Raw genomic sequence first — 26,831 nt, 5'->3', positions numbered from 1 at the left:
TAGTCTTATCATATTGCTTTCTGCCACAAACGTTGCCTCGGCACAAAAGAGGATCGTAGGGCTTAATAAACCAGGCTACGACGACAGGCCTGTACATTACGGATTTTACCTGGCGCTTCCTTTTACAAAGTATAACATTCAGCATTCGCAGGAGTATGTAAACCAATTAAATACTTCTGATCCGATGACGGTGAATGCGAAGGTTAGCCCCGGCTTCTATACCGGCTTGGTACTGAATGTGCGTTTAGCCGAATACCTGGATGCCCGTTTTGTGCCGGGCGTTGGCTTTTATGGCAGAACTATAGAATATGATAATGTGCCTCAGGCAACAGAAGAAAATGCTACTGAACTGGTAACTATACCTTCAACTATGGTGGAGTTGCCTCTTCTGCTGAAGTATAAATCGAAGAGGCGCACCAACTACAGAGTATACATGGTTGGAGGAGTAAAACCGGGTATAGACCTGAACAGCCGGAAAAACGATCGTGGGGTAGAGGGGCTTCGCGCTGAAAAGTTTGATTTAGCCCTGGAGTATGGCTTTGGTGTGGATATGTTTTACCCATACTTTAAGTTTGCGCCGGAAATCCGTTTTTCTCATGGTTTGCTGAACCAGCACATTGCTGATGATAACATGTATAGCCGTAGTCTGCAGCGCATGACCAATCATAACGTTTCACTAATACTTTACTTCGAGTAAAATGCCTAAAATTGCACTTGTTACCGGAGCAACGTCCGGTATAGGCAGGGCTACGGCCATTGCACTTGCCAAACAAGGTTATCAAATTATAGCTACAGGACGCAGAACAGAACGCCTGCAGGAGTTGCAGCAAGATTTAGCAGATACACCGATGCTGCCTTTAACATTTGATGTGCGGGATAAGGAAGCGGTGCAGCAAGCTATTGATTCTCTTCCTGATGCATGGAAAGAAATAGAAGTTCTGGTAAATAATGCCGGCAACGCGCATGGTTTGTCGCCCATACAGGAAGGTTCTCTGGAAGATTGGGATGCTATGCTGGATATAAATGTAAAAGGACTATTGTACGTCAGCCTGGCTGTGATGCCTTTGATGGTAGCTCGCAAAAAGGGGCATATCATTAATATAGGGTCTATAGCAGGGAAGGAAGTATACGCCAATGGCAATGTATACTGCGCTTCAAAGCATGCAGTAGATGCTATCTCCAAAGCCATGCGTATTGATATGGTGCACGAAGGTATTAAAGTATCGGAGGTGAATCCCGGATTGGTGGAAACTGAGTTTTCCGAAGTGCGCTTTAAGGGCGATAAAGAAAGAGCTGCAGGAGTATACAAAGGTTTAGAGCCGCTCAGAGCAGAGGATATTGCAGACGTGATAGCTTTTATCGTGAGCCGACCTGCACATGTAAACCTGGCTGAGGTTCTGATACTTCCAACAGCTCAGGCTTCTGCCACGGTGCTGGATAAGAAGCTTTAACTTCCATACCTGATAACCCCGTTAAGCCGGCTCCCGTAACTTAAAGAGAAGTCTGCAAAGGTTGCGGACTATTTTTCTAAGATTATAACAAACGGAGCTATGGCAAATAAAAATGAAATTCCAAACGGAGAAAACAGGAAGGGAGACGGACACGCAACAGGGAAGCCAAGCAGAAATGCTAATTCACAGCCCATGCCCGAAGAGTTCTCTAATACCGCAAACCACAAAGGCGCTATTGATTTAGGTACCGACGGTACTAAAGCAACAGCCAGTCAGCAACAAGGCCAGGGAGCCTGGAATGCAGCTGCACCAAATAAACGTACGGGTAGTTCTAGAGACAACAGTGGCGGACAGGGTGCAAAAAACAAAACGGGTAAGTAGCAAACAGCTATTTAGGTATAATTAGAAAAGAGCAGGAAAATGAGGTATAGCCTTCATTTTTCCTGCTCTTTTTCAGTTTTATAAAGAGGTGTTTTACCTGCTGTTAGTTGAATCCTTCCCGGTCAAAAGCATGTACCCGTACATCCGGCGTTCGTTTATCTTTAGTTTCTTTGCTGGTTTCGAGCTCTGTGCCTCTTTTGGTATCATATACAATGGTTTTTTTGCTCCAGCCCTTCACACTGGATTTATCGGTTATTTCGTCTTCTCCTCTACCGCCGATTATGACTACCTCAATACCCTTGTTCACGTCTCCCGTTATCGTAAACTCATCGTCTTCAGCCAGTCCATACAAAGAGATTTGTTTCGTGTCGTGTCGGTTAAAAATGCGGTGATAAAGTTGCTTGTTATCTGAATTGCGTAGCACCGTAACAGATGTTTCTTCGTCGTTTAGCCGTTCTACTTTAAATACTTCTTCATCATCGGTACCCACCACCAGCACATTTCTGGCCATTACCCGGTAAAATACATCAGCTGCCTCTTGGAGTTTATCTCGCCTGTTCTTTAACTTAGCCAGGGTGCTTGCCCCGATTAATTTATAGACCGAATCCGGATACTGGCGGACTGCCCGCTCCAGCACTTCATCTGTCAGAGCTTGCTGTAGTTCCTGGGCCAGGGCCTGATATTCTGCAGCTGTTACCTCTGAGAGTGCCCGATAATCTATAAAGTCTGAATTCACCATCAGGGCTTCCACATCTTTATACTCTTTACTAAAGGAATGGAATTTACGGATAGCCCATTTTCTACTTAGAATCCAGGTAATCAGGCCATCATCGAATTGAAAAAAAGCGTTGTCCCGATCTTTGGGAATGGGGCGGTAAACGGTCTCTCCATTTTCTTTATATTCTATCCACTCCCACTGGTCCTCATGCCTGTCCCAGTCTCCTACAAATACATCAAATAGCCTGGCTTTGGCAAAGGCACGCTGATCAATGTGGTGCGAGTTCTTCCCAAATCGCTTTTTGAGCATTTTTTTTGAGCTAACAATGTCCTCGGCACTGCCAAGTTCTGGGGTAATAGCTCGATCATCGGTATATTTTTCTTCTATCATGAAAAGCTTATCCTGCACCTCCTCGCTATGCGTGCCAAATGTTGTATCGTTGGGCATTACATAAACTAATGTAGGAGTAGAGTGCGGAATGCCTACACTCTCTGCCAGCACAGGTAGCACAAGAGCTGCATAAGGATTTACGGCAGAGGTCTGATAACGGACGATGTTGCCGACAAAGGTTTTCTGCCAGAAGTCAGGTAAAACACCAACAGGGTCTTTATCTATCGAACGTAAAGCATAAGGAAATCCATCTTTGCTTTCTAAGGTGAAGCTGGTGGTTTGCATGCCGCCTCCGATCTTCTCCACTTTAAGACCGCCCTTGGTGCGGTTCATATCAAAGACTTCTACCTTAACAGGAGCCTTCCAGGTATCGCTATAGTGTTTGCCCCAGAATAAATTATGTATCCCGCTTCTTTTATAGTGTTTACCTGCCTGTACTACGACACTGTCTACCTCGGCAGGAGACTTGTCTTTTATGGTTTGATAAACACTTTGTTCGGCAATAGGGGTGGTTGCAAAGAAGTTTTTCTTTGCACAGCTGGAAAATAGTATAATTGTTAGAACAAGTAATATTTGTTTTTGATGCTTTATCATAGAAATAGCGTAATCTAGGAATAACTCTATCTAACGTAAAAGCACTATAAAGTTTGCAGGTGAAAGCTGTATTTTGAAATGTGAACTAATAAAACTGAGAAGTTAATGATATTAAAAAAGGGCAACAGATTGATATGGAGGATGAATATCAGGAAGAAAGGAGAGAGACTCTTTAAATATAATTTTAAGCTGACGTGTAAAAAAATACCCCTGCAAGAAAGCTTGCAGGGGTAAAAGTTACTTTTCAATCATTTTATAAACCCTAACATAGTCGATTTCCATTGATTTAGGGTAAATATCCGGATCTACTCCTTCGGCACCTCCCCAATTGCCGCCTACTGCCAGGTTCAGCAATATATGGAATCTTTTATCAAATGGCCAGGAGCGGTAGCCTTTGCCGTCGTTTACGAATTCAAAAATCTGTTCATTATCTATAAATCCGCGAATGGCATAGGGTGTCCAGTCAATGCGGTAAAGGTGGAACGCTGTACTGGCAGTGGAAACTACCTTATTTTGCCCTACCTGTGTGCCGATGCCATGGTTATATGCCTCCGTATGAACTGTAATATGCACACGATTCTGGTCGTAACCTACGTGCTCCATAATATCAATTTCACCTGATTTAGGCCAGTTCCCGTACGCCCAGTCGGTTGGCAACATCCAGATAGCAGGCCAGGTACCTCTGCCCGTTGGCAATTTGGCTTTTACCTCTACTCTGCCGTATAAAAAGTCGCCTTTATTTTTGCTGATTACTCTGGCAGAAGTGTATTGCATGCTATTAGAAGCTTCTTTTCGAGCCGTTATAGTTAAAAGGCCATTGGCTACATTGGAGTTTTCTCTTTTGTCGCTATAGTATTGCAACTCGTTGTTGCCCCAGCCGCCGCCTCCAATGTCGTATCCCCATTTTGCCGGATCCGGCTGACCTGTATATTCAAACTCATCGGCCCACACAGGAGTAGTTTCAAATGTCCAGGCTTTGTCTTCGGGCGGACCCTGAGGTTGTGGCATTGTTATTATTGGTCGTGGCTCTTCCTTTGTAGCACAGGATGAAATGCTACTTAAAAAAAGAAAAGCAATAGCGGCACTTATCATTCTCATTTAATCAAAAGTTAAGATATACTTACTACATGTATCAACCGTAAAGCTGTGATACGTTTATAAACTTTAGTGAAAATAATAATCGGCCGACAAAACCGGCCGACTATCTTCACATTAACAATAATCCATATTTATTGTAACTGGGGCCCGTCGTTTTTACTACAAGCCTATTTCCTAAGGAATAGCCAGTGTACCATGTCTGGCATAAAAAGCTGGCTTCTAACCTTACTATTATTTCTCAAGTCTGAAATCGTCTAAGAAGAATACGCCAGGTATATAGTTGCCTTCGCCTCCTACCTGAATTACAACTCTGTCCAAGTCTTTCCTTTCAGCATATGGGCTAAAGTCGAAAGTAAGCTCTACCCACTTGTCCAGCACATTTACCGCCTGTTTTACCTCTACCTGGTTTACCCAAGGTTCAGGAGCTGAGCCATCCTGTAGTTTGATAGACACCTGGCGCAGCAGTGTTTTGATAGCCCAGGATTCACCGTTTTCTGTTGTGAAATCATTATAGCCTGGTATAAAAACTTTGATTTTAAAGATGTTACGATTTGTGATGTCAAGCTTGTGGTCGAAATCAGCAAACATGTTAGCAAATGCATAAGCCTGTCCTTCCTGCTTCGCATACATGGCCACCTTAGCCGAATTATTGATAGGGAATGGAGCAGGGTTGTCGTAAGACTCATTTAATGTAAGCGCGTCTTTCTTCCAAACTACAGTACCTTCTGTATCAAAGTTATCCTGAATGTCTACGATTTTGTAAGGTTTTGGCTCAACTGGCCTTGTGTAGCCTTTCGGTATAAGGCGCAGCCACCAACCATTGGCTGCATTGGCAGCATCTGTGGTTTTCAGGTACAATTCGTTCTCTGTTAGCTTTAGAACCTCATAGCGAGATGATCCTGTATAGTAAGCAATAAATCCTCTTTGAGAAATTACAAGGTATTTTTTCCCTCCTTCTTCTACCATACTCCAGACCATATTAGCAGGAGGTGTATGGTTTAAGGTATAATCATCTGTCTGGTTAGTACCTCCTAAGCCTGCTGCATTACCACCGTTCACAAAAGTATCACCTTTGTTGTCATACGTGTAGGCAAAGCCGTTTAGGTTGAAGGTCATTTCATCGTTGTATAAGCCTTGCCCTGCTTTGTCGTTAGCAGGAGCCTGCCACCAATCTGGTGTGGCAGAAGCAATAGGTCCTACACCCATATGGCCAACAAAATCTTTGTCGATTACCCAGGTTTTTCCAGTAGTGTTGCTTGCACCACCTGTCAGAAAATTATAGTCTTCCCGGTTTAGCATAGTTACATCTGTACTGGCAATACTTACCGTTTTTGTGTTGGAGGTATAGCCATCTTTGGTAAATACTGTAAGTTTTACTGTATAATTACCTTGTACTGGATAAGGGTTACTTACCTGATTCCCTTCACCGGTTGATCCATTACCAAAGTCCCAGATCGCCTTAATAGTACCAGGAGTTTCATTTTTAAACTCGATGATGTTTGGATTGCCAGTACTTGGTGTTGTGGAAAACTGCACCATTTCCGAAGTTGGCGTTGGGCCAAGTGTGAACTCGTTGTCATCGGGTGTACACGCTGCAAAGGATGCTAGCATCAGCAGGATTGCCAGGTGCATGTAAAAATTAGAAAATTTATTTATCAGTTTCATGATTCAGGTAGTTATGGATTAATTGTAACCAGGGTTTTGCTTAAGAGTACCTTTTGTGATATCTATCTCTTGTTGTGGAATTGGCAGCCACTCGTGCTTACCAGTCTGGAAACCAAGAGGACCAAGTACTGTTGCAGCTCTTCCTGTGCGTACCAGGTCAAAGAAGCGGTGTCCCTCTGTTGCTAATTCCAGTTGACGTTCCCGATAGATGTTATCTAGTGTTGGTGCAACTGATGGTAAACCCACACGGCCTCGCACAGCATCCAACAAGTCTTTTGCTCTGTTGGTATTGCCGCCACTACGAACTAAAGCCTCTGCCTCTAACAGATAAGTATCTGCTAACCTAATCTCAATTTCATTGATCGGCCAGTTAAGCTCAGGCGTACCTACCGAAGATCGATAAGCGCTAATTGGTGCGTATTTTTTAATAAAGTAATCTGTATTCTGGTATCTAGCTGAATAAGTTGCTCCGTTTTCTTTTAGAGCTTTACCATCTATGATAGTATGCTCAAAACGCGGATCACCTTGTAAAGCATTGACCAAGCTTAAAGAAATTGGAGCAAATCCCCAACCTCCAGAGTAAGTAGGGCCGTTATAGTCGGCTATTCCTATAAATTGTGGAGCGACATTGCCTTCTCCGCCGTTTACCCAACCCCAGTCTCCCCAGGCCGCCAGGTTTGAATGAGGAATTTCCAGAATAGATTCAGAATGAAATTTATTATCGGGCCTGAAAATGTCTCCATAATTCTGTAGCAACTGATAACCGCCTTCTGTGTTGACTCTGTTAAAAATCTGAGCTGCTTCGGCCATGCGTGCATTGTTGTTCTGGTGCATTATGGCTTTGCCTAGAATTGCCAGAGCGGCATATCTCGATAAGCGGCCTCTTTGGCCTGACGGAATCGTTGCAGGTAAGTTTGGAATGGCATCGTTTAAATCCTGCTCTATCTGACCAAAAATAACAGATGGTGCAGATTGTTCTAAACTATAAAGCTGGTTTGTTGGAATAGTTGCTGTTATAAGCGGAACATTACCAAAGTAGCGAACCAAATCGAAGTAAAAGTATGCTCTTAAAGTTTTAGTCTCTGCAATTACTCTGTCTTTGAATGCCTGGCTTAGTGGGGCAGTCTCAATTTTCTCCAGTAAAAGATTAGCGCGGTATATACCGGTATAACTCTTTTGCCATAAACCGGGTGCAGGACTGTCAAAAGGATTTACAGTAAAGTTGTCCCAGCGAACCCAGCTTGGTTGATCCGCTGCATCGCTACCTCCGGCATGAGCTTCATCTGATGCTACTGTGAGTAAGGGCATTTTCATGGTGTAGCCACCACTGGTACCCCATTGCATGACATCATAAACAGCTATCAGACCTTGATATACTTGTTCTTCGTTTTGGTAAAAGTTACCTTCCAGCTCAGTTCCTCTTGGCTGTAGCTCAAGAAATTCTCTGTCGCAGGAGCTGAATACGGTAATTCCTGATAATAAAAGGGCAGGATATAAAATATTTTTAAGTTTCATCTAGAATGAGTGTTAAATGTTAAAAACCAACATTAATACCTAGCATATATGAGCGAGCCTGAGGGTAAATACCCCTATCTACACCAAAACTTCCTCCTCCAATTTCAGGATCGAAGCCGCTATATTTAGTAAAGGTAAGTAGGTTATTGCCTGTTGCGTAAACGCGTAGTTTGCTTAACCCAACTTTGCTGATAATACCTTGTGGCAGCGAATAACCCAGTTGTAAAATCTTGATGCGGAAATAAGAGCCATCCTCTACATAAAAATCAGAGCTACGGCTGAAGTTTCTGTTTCCTTCTGCATCATTCAGGTTTAGTCTAGGGAAAGTGTTTGATGTTCCTTCACCGGTCCAGCGGCCTAAGGCAGCTGTAGTCCAGTTAGCTCCCTGTAAGTCGTAGCGTCTGATAGCCTGGAACACATCGTTACCTGCTACACCCTGTCCAAATACTGTTATATCAAACCCTTTCCAATTAGCTGAGGCAGTTAAACCATAAGTCCAATCCGGTGTTGGATTACCAATAATAGTGCGGTCGTCGTCGCTAATAACGCCGTCTCCGTTTACATCCACTCTTCTGAAGTCGCCGGGTTTTGCATTAGGCTGGAGTATCTGACCATCAATATTTTTGTACTGGTTAACTTCTTCCTGGTTCTGAAAGATGCCATTGTTTTTAAACCCGTAGAATGAACCGACTGCGTAACCAACCTGTGTGCGAGTAAACTGTTCTCCAGATGGGCCAAATGTTTGTCCTGTAAGGAAAGTTCTTTCATCCCCCAGGAAAATCACCTCATTTTTCAAGTATGATGCATTCGCATTTAAAGAAAAGTTAACATCGCCTAACACTTTACGATAGCCCACTTCAAATTCATAGCCCATGTTGTTCATGTCAGCAATATTTGCAACTGGCCCCGTATTTCCTACATACCAAGGCACATCTGTGCCAAGCAGCATGCCATATGTTTTTTTTGTGTAATAGTCGAAGGTTAAGCTAAAGTCTTGGAAAACAGTAGCCTCAAAGCCAATGTTGAACTGAGATGTTTCCTCCCATTTAAGGTCAGGGTTAGATATTCTATTTGGGCTTACTCCATTTACAAGGGTTGGATTAGGATAACCTAATGTATAATTTCTACCACCACCTACTGTGGATAAATATTGGAAATTGGGAATATTATTATTGCCAACAATACCATAAGAACCTCTAACTTTTAAGAAGTTTACTACTTCATTAGTTGGAAAGAAATTTTCACGTGAGACAACCCATCCTAAAGACGCAGAAGGGAAAAAGCCATATTTGTTGTTTGGGCCAAACCTAGAAGAACCATCTCTGCGAAGAATACCTGTAAACAGATATTTCTCATCGTAGTTATAAATTACCCTTCCAAAAATCGAAGATAAGACATTCTCGTATTCTCCTCCCCAAAAGAACTGGTTCTCGTTTGTTACAGGAAAGTTTAAAGAAGCATCATCAATATGGTTTACTGGTAAACCTGTTTTAGCACCACCCTGATTTTCGCCGTAATTTCTTTGAGCTGTTGTTCCGGCAAGTAAAGTTATATCGTGAGCACCTAATACTCTGCTATAAGATATAGTGTTTTCCCACAACCAGTTCAGTCCACGGTTGCTATTTCGGGTATACCTGTTAAGGGTATTGTTATTGGTAGTATTCAGGTAAAAGACAGGGTTAAAACCTTCATCCCCCCAGAAAGCTAAGTCGGCACCTATCGAAGATCTTAGCCTTAAGCCGCTAACGGGTTCAATCTGTACAAAGGCATTGCTCACAATTTTGTCAGCCCATCCTCTGCCTTGTGCTACCTGAAGGGCTGCAACAGGGTTCAGAATTTCAGAAGATATATATTGAGAGATACCATATGGTCTGCCATAAGCATCTCTTACCACAGGCTGGTTGCTGAAGATAGGGTTGCTAAGTCTTGCTGGATCTGTTTCAATTACAGGTGTCAGAGGATCCATGTTAATTGCTCTGGATAATGGAGATCCCCATTCGCTGTTAGTCTCTACTCCAATAGATGAGGTTCGTGTATAACCTATATTATTACCAAATGTGATTGCTTTGTTAATTTTGTGATTGGAGTTGAAGCGGAGCGTAATGCGGTTATACTTTGAGTTTGAGGAAGCTACGATACCTTCCTGATCCCAATAACCAAAAGAAGCAAAGTATGTTGATTTTTCACCACCACCAGATAAGCTAACATCGTGGCTCTGTATTGGTGCGCTGTTGTTGAAAACTGCATCCTGCCAGTCGGTGCCTTCACCTAATGAGGCCGGATCTTCAAATCTAATAGCACCACCACTAGCTATACTTGCTTCATTAAAGAGTGTAGCATATTCACGGGCATTTAGTAAATTAAGACGGCGCCAAGGCTGCTGTATACCATAGAAACCATTGTAGTTAACAGATAACTGGCCGCTTTTTCCTTTTTTCGTTGTAACTAGTATAACACCATTAGCTGCACGTGCACCATATATTGCTTGAGAGGCTGCATCTTTTAAAACTTCTATAGATTCTATATCAGATTGGTTCAGGTAATCAATACCTCCTTCTACTGGTACACCATCTACAACATATAGTGGGTCACTGTTTCCTATTGTGGTTGTACCTCTTACTCTTACAGTAGATGCAGCACCAGGCTGGCCAGAGTTTTGAGTAATAGTAAGGCCTGAAGTTCTTCCCTGTAAAGCCTGTTCAACACGAGTAATTGGCATGTTCTCTAAATCAGAAGCTTTGACGCTAGATATAGCACCGGTTACAACGCTTTTTTTCTGCTCGCCATAACCAATTACAACTACTTCTTCCAGTGTCTTCACATCTTCCTGTAAAGCAATATTAATAACAGAACGATTACCGATAGGCTCTTCGACTTTAAGATAACCAAGGAAGTTAATAACAAGTGTTTCTGCATTGTCTGGAGCATTAAGCTGGAAGTTACCTTCTAAGTTTGTTGTAGTAGCAACATTGGTTCCTTTCACAACTACACTAACACCAGGTAAAGGATCTCCTTCCTTAGCTGAAGTGACTTTACCAGTAATAGTGTTCTGAGCATAAACTATTCCTGAAGTCAGTAATAAAAAGATAAGTAATAGGTTTTTCATAAGCAGTTATTTTTGTGAGTACTCAATCATGAATGATGTTGTAAAGAACCCCCGGATATGTTATTATTGCAAAGAAATGAGTACAACATTACTACATCAGGAGCAGCAAAATTACTACAACAATACTACATCATGCAACTTAAAATATGCTTATATTACGTTATAATGCACTTTTTATTAAAAATAGTATGCAAGTGGCTTTAATTAATAATTACATCAATTAAGATTTTTGTTGCTGGTTTATTGGTCAATTTTAAAATGCACAGATTACAACTAGTGATTAAAATAATTCTAATGCTGCACTTACTTTTGCTGGTAACAAGCCTGCATGCACAGCAGTATTTTTTTGGAAACCCTATCATCAGGAACTATACACCTGAAGCTTTTAAAGGTGGTATACAGAGCTGGAGCATAGCACAGGATGCACGTGAGGTAGTATATATAGCCAACAACTTTGGCCTGTTAGAATTCGATGGCGCTACCTGGAACAGGTACAGTGTAGATAATTCTACCAAAGTGCGCTCAGTGCATATTGGCAAGAATAACAGGATATATGTAGGGAGCCAGGCAGACTTCGGATATTTTAAGCCAGGAGAAACGGGTGTTCTGAAATACTTTTCATTAGCGGATAGCCTGCCACAAGAATACAGAAACTTTGATGAGGTGTGGCGGATCTATGAAATTAATGATTGCATTTACTTTCTGACCTTCAAGTACATTTACTGTTATACACCTGGAAAAGCTGTAAAAGTTATCTCAACAAACAGTCCACTGGAATTTTCTTTTCTGGTGAACAAAAAGATTTACTCTCTGGCCTGGAATACAGGGCTGTCGGTATTAGATGGAAACAGGCTCAACCTGGTTCCGGGAGGAGAGTTTTTTGCACAACGCCAAATTGCTTCTATTCTGCCTTTCGATAAAGAAAAGCTCATCATTTTTACAATGCGACATGGCGTATATTTATATGATGGAAGAACGGCGGTGCCTTTTAAATTAAACGATGAAAGCCTGCTGAAGAGTTCTCCAATCAACCAGGTGATCACGCTTCGGGATGGCTCCTTTGCTGTTGCTACACAGAATACAGGTGTGGTTCTTTTAAACAGAGAGGGTGAAGTGCTGGCGCATATATCTAAAAGAGAAGGCCTGCTGGATAATACTGTTCACACACTGTACCAGGACACGCAGGACAATTTGTGGTTAGGCCTGAACAATGGCCTATCTATTATTGAAGTTAGCTCTCCCTTCACCAGGATCGACGGTACAATGGGGCTTTCCGGTACAGGGTATGCTGCTATAAAGGCAGGTGATGCATATTACTTTGGTACCAATAGTGGCTTGTTCAGGCTTAATAAGCCCAAATTCAATGCAAAGCAACTGTCACTGGTGCCGAATAGCACAGGACAGGTATATCATCTGCGGAGTATCTCCGGCCAGATATTAATGGGGCACCACAATGGCCCTTTTGTGGTGGAACAGGATGCTGCCAGGCAAATATATCCCGAGAAAGGCGCATGGGACTTTATTTCTATGCCAGGAAACCCGGATAAGCTAATACTTGGAACATACTTTGGGGTAAGGCTTTTAGATGCTGCTTCAGGCAAACTGAACCTGATGAATACCTTTAAAGGATTTGAAGAGTCTTCGCGGGTGCTTGATTTTGATAGTAATGGCGATTTGTGGATGGCACATGGGTATAAAGGACTATATCGGATTAAGTTCGATCCCGATTTAAAGAAAATCGCTTCCATCAGGTTCTATAACTCCAAAGATGGTTTGCCTTCCGATCAGCTCATTAATATGGAGCGAGTGAAGAATGAGTTGATATTCCCTGCTTTGTATGGCATTTACAGGCATGATAAAGCTACCGATAAATTTGTGCAGGATAAAGCATTGTCAGCACTATTTAAGCCAGATGAACATATTGTGGAAATGGAGGAAGATATACAGGGGAATATTTATTTTATATCTGATCAGCGGGTGGGGCGCTTGTCGTTTGACAAGTTTGGGAAGCCTTCCATTGAAGAAAAATTGTTCAATAGTATAAAGGACCAGCTAAACGACGATCTGAGCTATATTCATGTGCTGGACCTCAACAACGTGCTTTTTGGTGCGAAGGATGGCTTTATCCACTTTAAAGCTGATAAGGTGAAAGAAATAAAAGATTTCAAAACACATTTATCCAGCATTGTAATCACTTCTCTGAATGCCGATTCTCTCTTATTGTTTGGAAGAAAGATAGAAGAGAAAGAAGGTACTATACTGCCTTTCGATCTGAATTCTTTGCGCTTTACGTATGCGGCCTCTTTTTTCGAAAGCCCTGAAAAAACCCGCTACCAATTCTTCCTGGAAAACTTTGACTCCGGATGGTCGGAGTGGACAAACAAAACAGAGAAAGAATATACCAATTTACCTGAAGGCAATTATTCCTTTAAGGTAAGGGCAAAGAATGTTTACGGAGCCATAAGCGAGGCAAAGAGCTTTACCTTTACAGTAGAGCCCCCTTTTTACCGCAGCAAGGTATCTTATGTTCTGTATACGTTCTCTGGCTTTTTACTGATCGGGTTGATTTTCTTTCAGGCCGACAAAAGGTTTAAGAAGGCAAAGCACCTGATCATACAAGACAAGGAGGAGATGCTGAGCCAAAAGGAAACCGAGCTGAAAGAAATAACCACTCAAAGCGAGCAGGAAATTATTCGGCTTCGCAATGAGAAACTGCAGTTTGAGGTAGACCACATGAACAGGGAATTAACCTACTCTACTATCCACCTGATGAACAAAAGTGAGCTGCTGAACAGCATAAAGCTGGACTTGCAGGGCATTTTAAAGAAAGGCGATAAAACCAGCCATCAGGAAGAGCTTAAAAAGATTATCCGCAGTATTGATAACAACTTAAACAGCGAAGATGACTGGAAGCAGTTTGAGCTGCACTTTAACCATGTTCACGGCGACTTCACAAACAGGCTTCAGGAGAGGTACCCTAACTTAACGCCTCAGGAAATAAAACTATGCACTTACTTGCGCCTCAACCTGACTACAAAAGACATAGCGCAACTGCTTAATATATCGGTGCGGGGAGTTGAAATAAGCCGTTACCGTTTGCGTAAGCGCCTTGGCCTTGACCGAAGCGAAAACCTGACTGATTTTATGCTGAAGTTTTAGATAAGCAATCTGCCTTTAAGGTTTTACAAAGAAAGGAATATTGGCTGTGGCTACCTTATTTTTTCCATCCTGCGCATATATAAACAGTCGGTAGGCTCCTTCTTTATCCGGAGCCTTTAAGGTTGTTTCAGTTGCATTGCCTGTAACATAGCCTTCAAGCGCGGTTGGGCGGCTTTCTGCGTCTCCTCCCTCTCCTAAATCAGTGCTTTCCGGTAATAATTCCCAGCGGTAGGTAAGCTGGTTTTTATCCGGATCGGTAACAGAGGCTTGCACAGGATATGCTTTGCCTGGTTGCAGGTAAATAATGTCAGCTGCTTTTTTGCCCGCAAGCGTAAAAGAGTCAATGTGAGGCGCACGGTTCTGCGGCCAGCTGCCTGTCCAGAGGTATTGCATGGCGTCAATCACCTCTGTTTCTTCCCCATTTTCAGTAAACAGCCCATACCAGGTAGGAGTTCTTTCCTGCTTCTGTCCCCACAGAAACACATAGGAGCCAAGGCACTGCTCTTTATCCTTTGCCATAGAAGCCTGGTAACGGCTTTGGTATACGGCAGCCTTCTGGCTGCTGGTTTCCTCTATAGCAGCTTTCCAGGGCGTTTCTTTTACTTCCCAATGTCCGGTTGGTCCCCATTCTGTAATTATATAGGCGCCTTCCCAGCCCAGGGCTTTAATCTGGTCAGGAATGGTAGGCAGAGCGCCATAAACGTTTATAGCAAGTATATCAATTTCCGGGCAAGTAGCCTTGATAGCGTCTACTTCTTTTTTATTTAAACCGGCCAGCATGGTCGCAGTAGGGTGGTTGGGGTCCAGCTCGTGTATCATTTTAGCAATGTCGTTCACTGCCTCCCATACTTTAGGGTTAGTATAGTTAAGGTTAAGTTCGTTGCCGATGCCCCACATGAGAAGGGCAGGATGATCTTTGTACTTGAGTATATCTGCCTTTACTGCTTGCAGTTGTTTGGCAACAGCTGCTGTATCGTTATAGTCAAAACCGTGGCGCTCTGGCTGCACATACAAACCCATTGTTACGGTTAAACCATATTCATAGGCCTCATCTAACACCTGTTCTGCATTGTTGGTGCTCCAGGTACGTACCGAATTTCCTCCGTAAGCGGCTAATCTGTCTAAGTACTTCGAGCCGCCAGCCCCCTTAATATAGTAAGGCTTGCCGTCTCGGTAGAGACTGTAGTGCCCGTTTTGGTTGCGTAACTCTACTATTACAGCCTCTGATTCTTCTGTAGTTTGCTGTTTATCGGTAGGATTTGTACAGCTTAAGATCAAAGTCTGTGATAAGATTGCCAGGAAAAGTAGTATGTCTCGGTATGATGCATCTTTCATAGGGCCAAATATAGAGTTTATTCGTTATCTTGTATAGGTAGGGGATAAATATTGGTGAGGTAGCCTTTACTTAAAGGAGTAGGTGCCCTAGCTTTGAAAAGAGTATTTCTTTCTCCTTATTTTTTACTTTGTTTCTTTTGAGCGAATACTATACCCTTCACATCATATTCTCCTTTAGCTTTATCTACTTCTTGCAAACTGGCCTTGTTAGTTGTAGTCTTATCATTCAGGTTGCAGGCGATATAGTAGGTTTTTTTACCTGCGGGCAATAAGCTAATACAGTTGCTCTCATCTTCTGAAAGGCAAACTATGGTTTCAGCTTCGGCAGCACTCAGGTACAGTTCAATCATCTCACCCGGGTTCAGATCTCGCTCCACACCGTTAACCTTTACATGTACAGGCATAGCTTTTTCACCTTTGGCAGATCTGTAAAGGATCAGTTTTGTGTCCGTAATATTTGTTTCGCCATTTTGCTCCTGTGCATCGTTATAGCTCTTATCAGGAGCAATAATACCTGTAACCAAATCAAGAGAATAAACAGCAGGTTTGGCAGTGGCAGCAACGATACCTCCTGCAATTGCTCCCCCAATAATTCCGCCCACAGCAGCACCTGCAGCTACTGCACCTGTGCCGCTAGCTAATGGAGGACCTACAAATAAGAAGTTCTGACCGTTGGAGGCTAGCGGGAAATAAACGCCATAGTAATTAATGTAAAGACTGTTGTTGTAGGCAAAGCCCCAGGCGTCTTTCAATTTCTTATCCTTTCCATCAGAAGATAGCAGAACTGGTGTCAGGTCGCCTCCGCTTGTCATTGGTTTTTTAAAGTTGCTTTTAGATTTTATTTCATACCCAGAGGTAATACCAGGTGTGTTGGCACGGAATTCGTCCAGTGTCATGTAAATACCTTCAGTATAATTATCTGTTTGCATAACAGGAAAACTGGCTGTAATCCTGCTGTTATCATAAGGAGCTTTTGCTTCGGCTTCTGTAAGCGCTACAGACTGAGCAAGTAACATTGTAAAATCTTTAGAAGAGAAAGTTTGCAGGCATTTATCTAAAACTTTGGAGATATTGGCTGCATGCTTGTTGGTGACATCTAGGCCTCCTTGTGAAATAGTTGCGGAGGCTGTATACAATCTTTGGTAATTGTCCTGGTTCCTATATAGAAAATCAACCACTATTTCAGCTATTCCTGCCTCAGAGCTCATGGAGGTTACCTCTGAAATCCATAGCTTATTCACACGAAGAGTAACAGGTGTTTGTCCCTCCTGTTTCGGATAAGTGGCTGTTGCATATGCAAGCAACTCCTGCTCCAGGGGAGCTGCGAAATTAGCATTTACTTTATTGTTAAACACCCCTTTCTGCACTTCTCCGATAGCATACTTCACATTCCTGGTGTCGAGTACCTGTTCAATATAAAAATCTCTTTCGAGAGCAGGTAAGGCCTGGTTACTTAACTTTATAGTATGCACTTGTGCATAAGAAGCAATGGTAGTAATGAGCAGGAAAAATAGAAGGGTAAAAGTTGATTTCATATATTCAATGTTATTAATATTTAATGATAAAAATATTATAAAATCAGCTGATATCCAGCAATTAAGGCAAAAAAAATACCAGGTAGTTTACACTGCCTGGTATTCTAAAATTTAGAGTATGTTTTATTGCTTATACAGCTTCTTCTTTCTTAGACATACGGTTGCGCTCGTTCTCATCAAGATAGATCTTGCGCATACGGATGCTCTTAGGCGTTACCTCCAGGTACTCATCTTTCTGGATGTATTCCATGGCTTCTTCTAGAGAGAAGTTTTTAGCAGGAGCAATTTTTACGTTATCATCAGAACCGGAAGCACGCATGTTGGTTAGCTTCTTACCTTTCTGAATGTTTACTGTAATATCGTTCTGGCGGCTGTGCTCTCCAATAACCTGACCCATGTATACATCTACACCCGGGTCTACAAAGAACACACCACGATCCTGTAGCTTATCTATAGAATAGGCCGTACCCGGTCCTGTCTCCATCGAGATGATAGAACCATTGTTTCGACCAGGGATCTGGCCTTTGTAAGGCTCGTAGGCCAGGAAACGGTGGTTCATAATTGCCTCACCAGCTGTGGCTGTTAAAACGTTATTACGAAGACCGATTAAGCCACGTGCCGGAATGTTGAACTCCAGGTGCTGTAAATCGCCTTTTGGCTCCATAATAGAGAGCTCGCCTTTACGTTGCGTAACCAGTTCAATTACTTTACCGGCAGTTTCTTCCGGAACGTCAACAACCAGGTGCTCGATCGGCTCGTGGCGCTGGCCATCTATTTCTTTATAAATCACCTGAGGCTGACCTACCTGTAGCTCATAGCCTTCACGGCGCATTGTTTCAATTAATACCGACAAGTGCAGGATACCACGACCAAATACCAGGAAGGTATCTTCTCTGTCTGTTTCCTGTACGCGTAAAGCCAGGTTTTTCTCGGTTTCTTTGAACAGGCGGTCACGCAGGTGGCGTGATGTTACAAACTTACCTTCTTTACCGAAGAAAGGAGAGTTGTTAATCGTAAACAGCATGTTCATAGTTGGCTCATCTATAGAGATACGCGCCAATGGTTCAGGATTTTCTGCATCAGCGATTGTGTCACCAATGTCAAATCCTTCAATACCTGTTACAGCGCAGATCTCTCCGGCTGATACTTCCTGAACAGCTTTTTTGCCTAACCCTTCAAAAACCTGAAGTTCCTTAATACGGCCTTTTTTGATGGTGCCGTCTGCTTTACACAAGCTGATAGGCATACCTTCTTTTAGGGTGCCACGGTGCACACGACCAATAGCAATACGACCTACGAAAGAAGAGTAATCCAGCGATGTGATCTGCATCTGAGGAGAACCTTCACGATACGGAGCAGCAGGAATAACCTCAATAATTGCATCTAAAAGAGGCGTGATATCTTCTGTTGGTTGAGTCCAGTCGGTGCTCATCCAGCCTTGCTTCGAAGATCCGTACAGCGTTGTAAAATCAAGCTGGTCTTCTGTGGCATCCAGGTTAAACATCAGGTCAAAAACCTGCTCATGCACCTCGTCCGGACGGCAGTTTTCTTTATCTACTTTATTTACCACCACAATTGGCTTAAGGCCTAACTGTATGGCTTTGCTCAACACGAAACGAGTCTGAGGCATAGCTCCCTCGAAAGCATCTACCAGTAGTAGTACGCCATCGGCCATTTTCAGAACACGCTCTACCTCGCCACCAAAGTCGGCGTGACCAGGCGTGTCGATAATGTTGATCTTAACGTCTTTGTATCGAACAGACACGTTTTTAGAAACGATCGTAATTCCTCGTTCACGTTCCAGGTCGTTGTTGTCGAGGATCAGGTCGTCGAACTGCTGGTGATCAGCAAACAGCTTGGAAGCATGAATGATCTTATCCACGAGAGTAGTCTTACCGTGGTCAACGTGTGCGATAATCGCAATATTTCGAATGTTTTGCATTGAATAAGTTTTTCGAGCCGCAAAGGTACATAAAAGGCTTTACATTTATAGTATGCTTCTCGAAATAAACAGGTTATGTTAATATTAAGTTCTGATGCACCAATATGCTGCATCAGTATTGGGCAAACATCACACGCGTATTCTTTGTTCAATTTAAGGCTAAGATTCTCATAACTAGAGAGAAAGTGGTTCTACCCTGATTTACAAAGGCATTGGATCAACTGCTAAGCAGGCACTATTTCTGCTACAACTTTAATGCATCCTTCGCCCGGACATAAAGGCTAGCTTTTGGGAGGGAACATTTGGCAGTAGCTGATAATTTAGCCGGATTTGTAAACTAATATATGAGGCGTGTGTTATACTTTTGCAGCTGTAATAGTAGCTGTAGCGCTGTATTGCTTTTTTTATTTTGTATTTTTAATAGTATATTCACTATCCAGCAGCCTTTATAAATATACCTGACTTAAAGCTGCACCGGAACTTCAATTGTAAAAAAATATCTTTAGTACATTCGATTACCTATTATGAACAGCCGAATAGAAGAATTGCAGAAGGCTTTAAACGTGCATCGTAAGCGCCTGCTGCAGCATAATGTATACCAGTCGTTGCACACCCTCGACGATCTGAAAATATTTATGGAGCATCATGTTTTTGCCGTATGGGATTTTATGAGCCTTCTGAAAGCCCTGCAGGCAGACCTGACTTGTGTAACGCTGCCCTGGGTGCCCAAAGGTAGCCCTAGAACCCGCAGGCTTATCAATGAGATAGTGCTGGAAGAAGAAACGGATGTAGACCAGGCTGGTAATCCTGTGAGCCACTTTGAGCTATACCTGCAGGCTATGAAAGAATGTGGTGCCGATCATGCCCTGATCAACCAGATGCTGGAAAAAGTTGCAGCAGGAGAAACTGTAGAAGCAGCGCTTGGGCAGCTACCAATACATGCTTCTGTTAAAGATTTTGTTTACAATACCTTTAGCATTATAAACTCCGGAAAGAGCCATGCCATTGCGGCTGCCTTCACTTTTGGCCGTGAAGACCTGATCCCTGATATGTTCCGCCACCTGACAGCCGATTTGAATGCCCGTTTTCCTGGCAAACTGAATACCTTTATTTATTATCTCGACCGCCATGTGCAGCTGGATGAGGAGGTACATACACCGCTGGCTTTGCAGATGGTGGATGAGCTGTGCGGAGACGATGAAGATAAATGGCAGGAAGCACTGGAAGTTTCTATTGCCTGTATAGAACAGCGCATCCAGCTTTGGGACGGCATCAGGAACCAGCTCAATTCTGAAGTTCTGCTGAACTAGCATGCCCGGTTAAAGCTTGCGAGTCAGAAGCAGGATAATTCCATTCCTGACTCGCAGGCTTCTTGCCTTTCTAACAATAAGGCGCCTCGCGCTGCTTCTTGCCATATCTTTTAATAGTGTTCAGTCGTATTTTTTACCCTGAACTAAATCAAAAGATACTATGGCATTAACATCAGAAGCTGAAAACATACAAAACACAGCACAGCATATATTAAATGCTTTCAAGGAAATGAATATACAATCTGGTGATGTATTGCAATACCAGGAATTGTACCCATACCTGCAGGACCACTATCCAAAGTATAAGGATGTGCAAAAGGAGGCGGAACATCATTTAACCAAAGAGGCATTTGTAACACCCGCACCAGATGGACTGATGCTGACCCAGGTAGGGCACAAGCTGCTCTACGGCGAAAGTGCTGCAGAATAACTACTTTTGTACTTTATTTTGCGTATAATTTATATACAAGCTCTTTAATGAGTTTATTTTTAAATTATATGAAGAATAAAGATGAAGATATACAAAATTTACGGGTTGATTGGTGTGCTGTTTGGTGCCATTTCGTGTACTTCACTCTCAGAGGGGGAAGGAACTTTACCTCCTGATCCGGATCTGAACAGAAGGGTAGTGTATAGCAACAGAAGCAACCAGCAGTTGCGCCGCCAGATGTACGAACAATCCAGCGACATCAACCGGAAACGCAATATTGAAGAATTCAATGGTAATGGGCCTGCAACCACACCAAATACACTCAGGCCGAGGCTTCTTCCGGAAGCTCCTCCCGTTGATGAAAACAGACACAATGTGCAGGTGCCAATGCAGCACAGGGTACCTGTCGATTAACTTAAAGCGTTCTATTGTGGGTGATGCCATAGTAGAACGCTTTTTTGTAAGCAACTGGTAAAACTGTTTTAAAGCTGTGTTTGAAATTCTGGGGAGGTTGCTTATCTTTAAAAGAAGCTACTGGCTTTATGAATGTTATCCAGCAGGTGGAATTTGTGAAGGAGGCATGAAATTGTAAAAATGTCCTGCCAGCTAAGTGCTAAAACAGCAACCTAATTATTCTGCTTTGAATATAAGACAAGCAACCTGTAGAAGAAGCACCTTGATTTGTGCTTTTATGTGTGCAAGTATAGCCATTTCCTGTTCTCTCAGAACCAATACAGCTGCACCTGTTGCTCCGCCAAAGCCTCTCCACCCGGTCCCGTCGGAGGCTCAGCTGGCTTGGCACGAAATGGAAATGAATGCCTTTATTCACTTTACTACCAATACGTTCACAGATCTTGAATGGGGCTATGGCGACGAAAGCCCTGAAATTTTCAATCCCACTGAGCTGGATGCTGATCAGTGGGTGCGTACACTGAAGGAAACAGGTTTTAAAGGTATTATTCTTACCTGTAAACATCATGATGGATTTACGCTCTGGCCTAGCAAGTATACAGATCATTCTATCAAGAACAGTCCTTATAAAAGCGGTAAAGGAGATGTGGTAAGAGAGGTGGCAGAAGCCTGCAGGCGGCACAGCTTAAAGTTTGGTGTTTACTTATCTCCCTGGGACCGGAACAGGGTTGATTATGGACAACCTTCCTATGTCGCTTACTACCGGAACCAGTTGCGTGAGCTGTTCAGCAATTATGGCCCCATCTTCGAAATGTGGTTTGATGGTGCAAACGGAGGCGACGGATTTTATGGTGGAGCCAGAGAAAACAGGAAAATAGCCGGAGCTACCTATTACGACTGGCCGGGCACACTTGATCTGGTAAGGAAAGTACAGCCTGAGCCACAAGTGCTTTTTTTTAGCGATGCCGGTCCTGACCTGCGCTGGTGCGGCAACGAAAAAGGGATAGCTGGAACTACGAACTGGAACACCATCAACAACGATACACTTTATGCAGGCAAGGCTGGTATAGAAAGCCTGTTAAATAAAGGTGCTGCAGATGGTAGCAAATGGATTCTTGCCGAGGTAGACGTGTCCATTCGGCCGGGCTGGTTTTATCATGCCAAAGAAGATTCTTTGGTGAAGTCGCCTGAAAAGCTTTTTGAGATCTACCTGACATCGGTGGGGAGAGGTTCTACCCTGCTTCTGAATGTGCCACCCGATGGGAGAGGTTTGCTGCATGAGGCGGATGTAAAGGTACTGAAGGACTGGCGTAAACTATTAGAGGAGAGATTTAGAACCAACTTGGCTGCCCAGGCAAAGGTTAAGGCAAATGCTTACAGAGGAAACGCAAAAGCTTTTGCTGCTTCTAATGTAACAGATGGCGATAAAGAAACCTACTGGGCTACAGATGATGAAACGACAACCGGCAGCCTGGAAATTGACCTGGGGGAAGTAAAGCCGGTGCGGTATGTGCTGCTGCAGGAATACATAAAGCTGGGCCAACGGGTGAAATCTTTTACAGTGCACGCCTGGCAAAACGGAAACTGGCAACCAGTAGTGACGGATGGAACAACAATTGGCTATAAAAGAATTCTGCCTGTTAATTCCATCGGAACAGACAAAATAAAATTTACAGTTACAGCTGCAAAGGCTTGCCCTGTTATTTCTAATGTGGAGGTATATTAAACATAAGGCAAGCCCAGCAGCCGCCTTGCATCCATAAGCACTGCTGCTGGGTTGGCTTCTATTCTCTTACATCGATCTCTTCTAAATCATCTTCATCCGACAGGTGAAGTTCGTCCGGCTCAATGTCTACATAAACTTCATTTTCGGGAGGCGTGGTTTCTGATTCACGATCAGGATCTGTGCCTTTGGGGGCAGGGTTTTCTGATACTTTATGCTCATGGTCTTTTTTGCCCAGATTATCTCCGTCGTCGCGCCTTGTTCTGAAGTTATCATCTTTATTATGCATGGTTTCTATATCGTTGGTGATATAAAGGTTTACGGAAACAGGTAGGGGTAAGTAAACTTAATAAAGCAATTTTAGCTGAATAGGCTGTAGTATCGGTGCATTACGTATGTGATTTGTATATTTGCTTCTTTAATAAGAAAACATGACGCAAACACCAAAACGTTATACAATAACAGCTGCACTTCCCTATGCCAATGGTCCTGTTCACATTGGGCACCTGGCCGGAGTGTATTTGCCTGCCGATATTTATGTGCGCTATCTGCGCTCCCAGAACCGTGATGTAAAATTTGTGTGCGGATCTGACGAGCATGGCGTGCCTATTACCATACGAGCCAAAAAAGAAGGTATTACACCGCAGCAGGCCGTAGATAAATATCATGAGCTCATTAAAAAATCGTTTGCAGATTTCAATATCTCATTCGATATCTATAGCCGTACTTCATCGCAAACACACCACGAAACGGCTTCCGGCTTCTTTAAGAAGCTATACGACGATGGTAAGTTTATAGAGCAAACCACGCAGCAGTACTACGACGAGGGTGCGCAGCAATTCCTGGCCGATCGTTATATAGTGGGTACCTGCCCCAAATGTGGTAACGAGAATGCTTACGGCGATCAATGCGAGTCTTGTGGCACTTCGTTAAATGCAACTGACCTCATTAACCCTAAAAGTACCTTAAGCGGCCTTAAGCCGGTGATGCGTGAAACCAAGCACTGGTACCTACCTCTTAATGAGTACGAAGACTGGTTGCGGGAGTGGATTGTTGAGGGGCACAAGCAGGACTGGAAGCCGAATGTATACGGGCAGTGTAAAAGCTGGATAGACCAGGGGCTGCAGCCACGTGCCGTAACCCGCGACCTGGACTGGGGAGTGCCTGTGCCAGTAGAAGGTACGGAAGGCAAGGTGCTCTACGTATGGTTTGATGCTCCTATCGGTTATATTTCTGCCACAAAAGACCTTACGCCAGATTGGGAATTATACTGGAAAGACAAAGACTCCAAGCTGGTTCACTTTATCGGCAAAGATAATATCGTATTTCACTGTATTATTTTTCCGAGTATGCTGAAGGCGCACGGAGATTATGTATTGCCTGACAATGTGCCTGCCAACGAATTCCTGAACCTGGAGGGCGATAAGATTTCTACTTCCCGCAACTGGGCGGTATGGCTGCACGAATACCTGCAGGATTTCGAGGGTAAAGGCGATGTTTTGCGCTATGCACTTTGTGCCAATGCCCCGGAGACAAAAGACAATGATTTCACGTGGAAAGATTTCCAGGCCCGTAACAACAACGAATTACTAGCCATACTGGGTAACTTTATCAACAGGGCTGTAGTGCTTACTCAAAAGTATTATAGTGGTGAAGTGCCGGCTCGTGGAGAGTTAAGTGATTACGATAAAGAAGTGCTTGGCGTGCTCGAAAATATGCCCATGGTAATAGCTACTTACCTGGAGCGCTATCGCTTTCGCGATGCTTTGGGTGAGCTGATGAACCTGGCACGCCTGGGCAATAAATACCTGGCCGACACTGAACCTTGGAAACTGATTAAAACAGACCAGGAGCGGGTAAAAACTATCATGAATATTGCTTTGCAAATTTCTGGAAGCCTGAATATTCTGATGGAGCCATTTCTGCCGACAGCTGCTCAAAAATTAAGCAGCATGCTAAACAAACCAGTGGGCAAATGGGCAGAAGCAGGCTCTGCTGATCTTATAGCAGCAGGCCATACTATAGGAACCCCCGTACTACTTTTCGAAAAAATTGAAGATGCGGCTGTAGAGGCACAGGTTCAAAAGTTATTGGACACCAAGAAGGCTAACGAAATAGCAAATGCTGTAGCTGAACCGGCAAAAGAAAATATCACCTTCGACGATTTTACAAAACTGGATATACGTATTGGTACTATTCTGGAGGCGGAGAAAGTGGCTAAAACAAAAAAGCTCTTGAAGCTTAAGATCGATACAGGTATCGATCAGCGTACGGTGGTAAGCGGTATAGCCGAATTCTTTAATCCTGAAGAAATTATCGGGCAGCAGGTAAGCATTTTAGTGAACCTAGCACCGCGGGAAATAAAAGGTATCACCAGTCAGGGTATGATTCTGATGGCAGAGAATGCCGATGGTTCGCTGGCTTTTGTGCAGCCAGGTAAGGCTATTAAAAACGGCGGAAAAGTGTCTTAGTACTTTCCTGACTATTTAAAAAAGGCTCAGCCGCACCGGGAACCGGTGCGGCTGAGCCTTTTTTAAGGTATCTGTATGCTTACAGCAAGGCATGCTTTAGCTACCATATTTGAATTAAACTGCTATTATTCCTGTCTGAGTTCAAATACAGTTTAAATTAGGTTCTGAGAAAAGTATAAAAACAGTTTTTTGTTGTACCTGATGTTATAACTGATGATTTATTTGTTGTTTTGTTGTTTAAACATTGTTTTGTGAAGGTGATTATCTTTAGAATAAATCTATATAGGGTTGGTTTATATAGATTTATAGTTGATGATATGAAATAATTTATATTTTAGCAGTTGTATTGTCGGGAAAAGCAAATGTAGTTTTTCCTGATTTGAACTTTGATTAGTATAACAAATAATTGCAAAAATACGGGGTAGTAAAGTAAGGGGTAGGTGTTGGTAAAGTACATAAGGCAGCATATCCCGCTTTTACTGTTTCATTTTATGAACATGAAAACAATTTTATACCTGCTCCTGCTATGCTTAGGAAGTAGTGTGGTGGCTTTTGCGCAGCGAGAGGATGTAAAGTTTACACACCTGACAAACGTACAGGGGTTGTCACAGGGAACGGTGCGAAGCATTGTGAAAGACAACTATGGCTTTGTCTGGTTTGGAACACAGGACGGCTTGAATAAGTATGACGGCTATAAGTTTACAGTCTACCGGAACATTCCCAAAGATAAGTTCAGCCTACGTTCTAACGACATCAATGTTGTTTACGAAGATAGGCAAGGTAATCTATGGATTGGTACAAACGGTGGTGCCTTAAACCTGTATAACAGGAAGACTGATACCTTCACGAGGTTCTATGAGGGCAGAGAGGGAGCATCAGGGCTGAGTCACCGTGATATTACCTCCATTTACGAAGATAAAAAAGGCAATTTATGGATAGGCACGAACTGGGGCCTGAACTTGCTGGACCGGAAAACAAATGAAATTACGCCCTACGTACCTGATCCTGCCAAAAAGAACAGTTTGAGCCACGGCACTATAAGTGCCATTCTCGAAGACAGCTACGGAAACTTATGGGTGGGTACAGGTGGGGGGTTAAACCTCATGGATCGTGGTACCGGAACTTTCCAACATTTTTTACATCAGGAAGGTAGTAAGGGCTCTATTAGCCATAACCAGGTTACTTCTCTGATAGAAGATGACAACAAGAACCTTTGGATCGGGACGAATGGAGGCGGTTTAAATCGCTTCAATACCAGGTCGAACACCTTTACACACTTTGTTCAGCAGGCAGATCCTCTGTTTTCTGTAGGCAGCAATAACATTAACTGTATGGAGAGTGCAGGGGATGGAAAAATATGGATTGGTACAAGTAACAGCCTTGACCTGTTCGACCCTAAAACAAAAAGGTTTAGCCACTACAGTAGCAATACAAGTGATGTCAGTTCTCTCAGCAATGGCACCATTATATCTATGCTGCAGGATAAAGAAGGTATCCTTTGGGTAGGTACCTACTCGGGAGGCATCAATAAGTACGACCGCAACCTGATCTTTTCAAAACCTACCAAAGTAACTATTCCGATTACTTCAGTTTAAGC

The 26,831-nt window shown here is 43.1% G+C and carries 19 protein-coding genes; 10 read left to right on the top strand and 9 right to left on the bottom strand.

Features of this window, described 5'->3' with window-relative positions; all coding sequences use genetic code 11:
• The first annotated feature begins 13 nt into the window (after positions 1-13).
• The 3 genes from C1N53_RS13545 to C1N53_RS13535 all read left to right on the top strand — a co-directional run bounded on the left by C1N53_RS13545 (position 14) and on the right by C1N53_RS13535 (position 1,832).
• A complete protein-coding gene (locus C1N53_RS13545) occupies positions 14-697 on the top strand; it encodes a porin family protein (RefSeq protein ID WP_240773220.1) in 684 nt (227 codons plus the stop codon).
• Between the two features lies 1 nt (position 698).
• Positions 699-1,451 (top strand): SDR family NAD(P)-dependent oxidoreductase, encoded by a 753-nt coding sequence (locus C1N53_RS13540; protein ID WP_137759815.1) that lies wholly within the window; start codon positions 699-701, stop codon positions 1,449-1,451.
• A 99-nt stretch (positions 1,452-1,550) separates the two neighbouring features.
• Positions 1,551-1,832, top strand: a complete 282-nt coding sequence (locus C1N53_RS13535; RefSeq protein ID WP_240773219.1) for a hypothetical protein — start codon at positions 1,551-1,553, stop codon at positions 1,830-1,832.
• A 103-nt stretch (positions 1,833-1,935) separates the two neighbouring features.
• Here C1N53_RS13535 and C1N53_RS13530 read toward each other — a convergent pair whose 3' ends face one another.
• The 5 genes from C1N53_RS13530 to C1N53_RS13510 all read right to left on the bottom strand — a co-directional run bounded on the left by C1N53_RS13530 (position 1,936) and on the right by C1N53_RS13510 (position 10,918).
• The gene (locus C1N53_RS13530; RefSeq protein ID WP_137759814.1) at positions 1,936-3,534 is read right to left on the bottom strand and encodes a hypothetical protein; all 1,599 of its coding nucleotides are present in this window, start codon (positions 3,532-3,534) and stop codon (positions 1,936-1,938) included.
• A gap of 237 nt (positions 3,535-3,771) precedes the next feature.
• Entirely contained in the window at positions 3,772-4,542 is a 771-nt protein-coding gene (locus C1N53_RS13525; RefSeq protein ID WP_240773218.1) for a family 16 glycosylhydrolase, read from the bottom strand.
• A gap of 321 nt (positions 4,543-4,863) precedes the next feature.
• Positions 4,864-6,297, bottom strand: a complete 1,434-nt coding sequence (locus C1N53_RS13520) for a PKD domain-containing protein (protein WP_137759812.1) — start codon at positions 6,295-6,297, stop codon at positions 4,864-4,866.
• Between the two features lie 18 nt (positions 6,298-6,315).
• The gene (locus tag C1N53_RS13515; RefSeq protein WP_137759811.1) at positions 6,316-7,812 is read right to left on the bottom strand and encodes a RagB/SusD family nutrient uptake outer membrane protein; all 1,497 of its coding nucleotides are present in this window, start codon (positions 7,810-7,812) and stop codon (positions 6,316-6,318) included.
• A gap of 19 nt (positions 7,813-7,831) precedes the next feature.
• Entirely contained in the window at positions 7,832-10,918 is a 3,087-nt protein-coding gene (locus tag C1N53_RS13510) for a TonB-dependent receptor (protein ID WP_137759810.1), read from the bottom strand.
• Positions 10,919-11,212: 294 nt separating this feature from the next.
• Here C1N53_RS13510 and C1N53_RS13505 point away from each other — a divergent pair, with 294 nt between their 5' ends.
• Positions 11,213-14,077, top strand: coding sequence for a triple tyrosine motif-containing protein (locus C1N53_RS13505; RefSeq protein ID WP_168194035.1), 2,865 nt, complete (start codon positions 11,213-11,215; stop codon positions 14,075-14,077).
• A 15-nt stretch (positions 14,078-14,092) separates the two neighbouring features.
• On the opposite strand, the gene C1N53_RS13500 is transcribed toward C1N53_RS13505, so the two are convergent.
• The 3 genes from C1N53_RS13500 to typA all read right to left on the bottom strand — a co-directional run bounded on the left by C1N53_RS13500 (position 14,093) and on the right by typA (position 18,889).
• Positions 14,093-15,412 (bottom strand): glycoside hydrolase family 2 TIM barrel-domain containing protein, encoded by a 1,320-nt coding sequence (locus tag C1N53_RS13500; protein WP_137759808.1) that lies wholly within the window; start codon positions 15,410-15,412, stop codon positions 14,093-14,095.
• Between the two features lie 116 nt (positions 15,413-15,528).
• On the bottom strand, positions 15,529-16,947 hold the full coding sequence (locus C1N53_RS13495; RefSeq protein ID WP_137759807.1) for a DUF6563 family protein: 1,419 nt from the start codon (positions 16,945-16,947) through the stop codon (positions 15,529-15,531).
• Positions 16,948-17,077: 130 nt separating this feature from the next.
• A complete protein-coding gene (gene typA / locus C1N53_RS13490; protein ID WP_137759806.1) occupies positions 17,078-18,889 on the bottom strand; it encodes a translational GTPase TypA in 1,812 nt (603 codons plus the stop codon).
• Positions 18,890-19,413: 524 nt separating this feature from the next.
• On the opposite strand from typA, the gene C1N53_RS13485 reads away from it, so the two are divergent.
• The 4 genes from C1N53_RS13485 (at position 19,414) to C1N53_RS13470 (ending at position 22,766) form a co-directional block, all read left to right on the top strand.
• The gene (locus C1N53_RS13485) at positions 19,414-20,199 is read left to right on the top strand and encodes a DUF3050 domain-containing protein (protein ID WP_137759805.1); all 786 of its coding nucleotides are present in this window, start codon (positions 19,414-19,416) and stop codon (positions 20,197-20,199) included.
• A gap of 160 nt (positions 20,200-20,359) precedes the next feature.
• Positions 20,360-20,629, top strand: a complete 270-nt coding sequence (locus tag C1N53_RS13480; RefSeq protein WP_137759804.1) for a hypothetical protein — start codon at positions 20,360-20,362, stop codon at positions 20,627-20,629.
• Positions 20,630-20,710: 81 nt separating this feature from the next.
• Positions 20,711-21,043: a hypothetical protein gene (locus tag C1N53_RS13475; RefSeq protein WP_137759803.1), complete on the top strand. Its 333-nt coding sequence runs from the start codon at positions 20,711-20,713 to the stop codon at positions 21,041-21,043.
• 277 nt (positions 21,044-21,320) lie between these two features.
• Positions 21,321-22,766 (top strand): alpha-L-fucosidase, encoded by a 1,446-nt coding sequence (locus tag C1N53_RS13470; RefSeq protein WP_137759802.1) that lies wholly within the window; start codon positions 21,321-21,323, stop codon positions 22,764-22,766.
• 58 nt (positions 22,767-22,824) lie between these two features.
• Here the strand turns inward: C1N53_RS13470 and C1N53_RS13465 are convergent, their stop codons facing one another.
• A complete protein-coding gene (locus tag C1N53_RS13465) occupies positions 22,825-23,052 on the bottom strand; it encodes a hypothetical protein (RefSeq protein WP_137759801.1) in 228 nt (75 codons plus the stop codon).
• A gap of 142 nt (positions 23,053-23,194) precedes the next feature.
• Between C1N53_RS13465 and metG the strand changes: the two genes are divergently transcribed.
• Positions 23,195-25,234, top strand: a complete 2,040-nt coding sequence (gene metG, locus C1N53_RS13460; RefSeq protein ID WP_137759800.1) for a methionine--tRNA ligase — start codon at positions 23,195-23,197, stop codon at positions 25,232-25,234.
• A gap of 497 nt (positions 25,235-25,731) precedes the next feature.
• Positions 25,732-26,829, top strand: coding sequence for a two-component regulator propeller domain-containing protein (locus tag C1N53_RS13455; protein ID WP_168194034.1), 1,098 nt, complete (start codon positions 25,732-25,734; stop codon positions 26,827-26,829).
• Positions 26,830-26,831: the final 2 nt, after the last annotated feature.

The organism is Pontibacter sp. SGAir0037 (assembly GCF_005491705.1).
Lineage (GTDB): Bacteria > Bacteroidota > Bacteroidia > Cytophagales > Hymenobacteraceae > Pontibacter.
The sequence above is the reverse complement of the archived record's forward strand: the minus strand, read 5'-3'. Positions and strand labels throughout refer to the sequence as shown.

Bases quoted from the DNA above. Each gene is read 5' to 3' on its own strand.
- typA (WP_137759806.1), bottom strand. From the start codon at position 18,889: ATGCAAAACATTCGAAATATTGCGATTATCGCACACGTTGACCACGGT.
- C1N53_RS13510 (WP_137759810.1), bottom strand. From the start codon at position 10,918: ATGAAAAACCTATTACTTATCTTTTTATTACTGACTTCAGGAATAGTT.
- C1N53_RS13505 (WP_168194035.1), top strand. From the start codon at position 11,213: ATGCTGCACTTACTTTTGCTGGTAACAAGCCTGCATGCACAGCAGTAT.
- C1N53_RS13495 (WP_137759807.1), bottom strand. From the start codon at position 16,947: ATGAAATCAACTTTTACCCTTCTATTTTTCCTGCTCATTACTACCATT.
- C1N53_RS13535 (WP_240773219.1), top strand. From the start codon at position 1,551: ATGGCAAATAAAAATGAAATTCCAAACGGAGAAAACAGGAAGGGAGAC.
- C1N53_RS13530 (WP_137759814.1), bottom strand. From the start codon at position 3,534: ATGATAAAGCATCAAAAACAAATATTACTTGTTCTAACAATTATACTA.
- C1N53_RS13480 (WP_137759804.1), top strand. From the start codon at position 20,360: ATGGCATTAACATCAGAAGCTGAAAACATACAAAACACAGCACAGCAT.
- C1N53_RS13500 (WP_137759808.1), bottom strand. From the start codon at position 15,412: ATGAAAGATGCATCATACCGAGACATACTACTTTTCCTGGCAATCTTA.
- C1N53_RS13465 (WP_137759801.1), bottom strand. From the start codon at position 23,052: ATGCATAATAAAGATGATAACTTCAGAACAAGGCGCGACGACGGAGAT.
- C1N53_RS13455 (WP_168194034.1), top strand. From the start codon at position 25,732: ATGAAAACAATTTTATACCTGCTCCTGCTATGCTTAGGAAGTAGTGTG.
- C1N53_RS13520 (WP_137759812.1), bottom strand. From the start codon at position 6,297: ATGAAACTGATAAATAAATTTTCTAATTTTTACATGCACCTGGCAATC.
- C1N53_RS13475 (WP_137759803.1), top strand. From the start codon at position 20,711: ATGAAGATATACAAAATTTACGGGTTGATTGGTGTGCTGTTTGGTGCC.
- metG (WP_137759800.1), top strand. From the start codon at position 23,195: ATGACGCAAACACCAAAACGTTATACAATAACAGCTGCACTTCCCTAT.
- C1N53_RS13525 (WP_240773218.1), bottom strand. From the start codon at position 4,542: ATGCCACAACCTCAGGGTCCGCCCGAAGACAAAGCCTGGACATTTGAA.
- C1N53_RS13515 (WP_137759811.1), bottom strand. From the start codon at position 7,812: ATGAAACTTAAAAATATTTTATATCCTGCCCTTTTATTATCAGGAATT.
- C1N53_RS13485 (WP_137759805.1), top strand. From the start codon at position 19,414: ATGAACAGCCGAATAGAAGAATTGCAGAAGGCTTTAAACGTGCATCGT.
- C1N53_RS13470 (WP_137759802.1), top strand. From the start codon at position 21,321: ATGTGTGCAAGTATAGCCATTTCCTGTTCTCTCAGAACCAATACAGCT.
- C1N53_RS13540 (WP_137759815.1), top strand. From the start codon at position 699: ATGCCTAAAATTGCACTTGTTACCGGAGCAACGTCCGGTATAGGCAGG.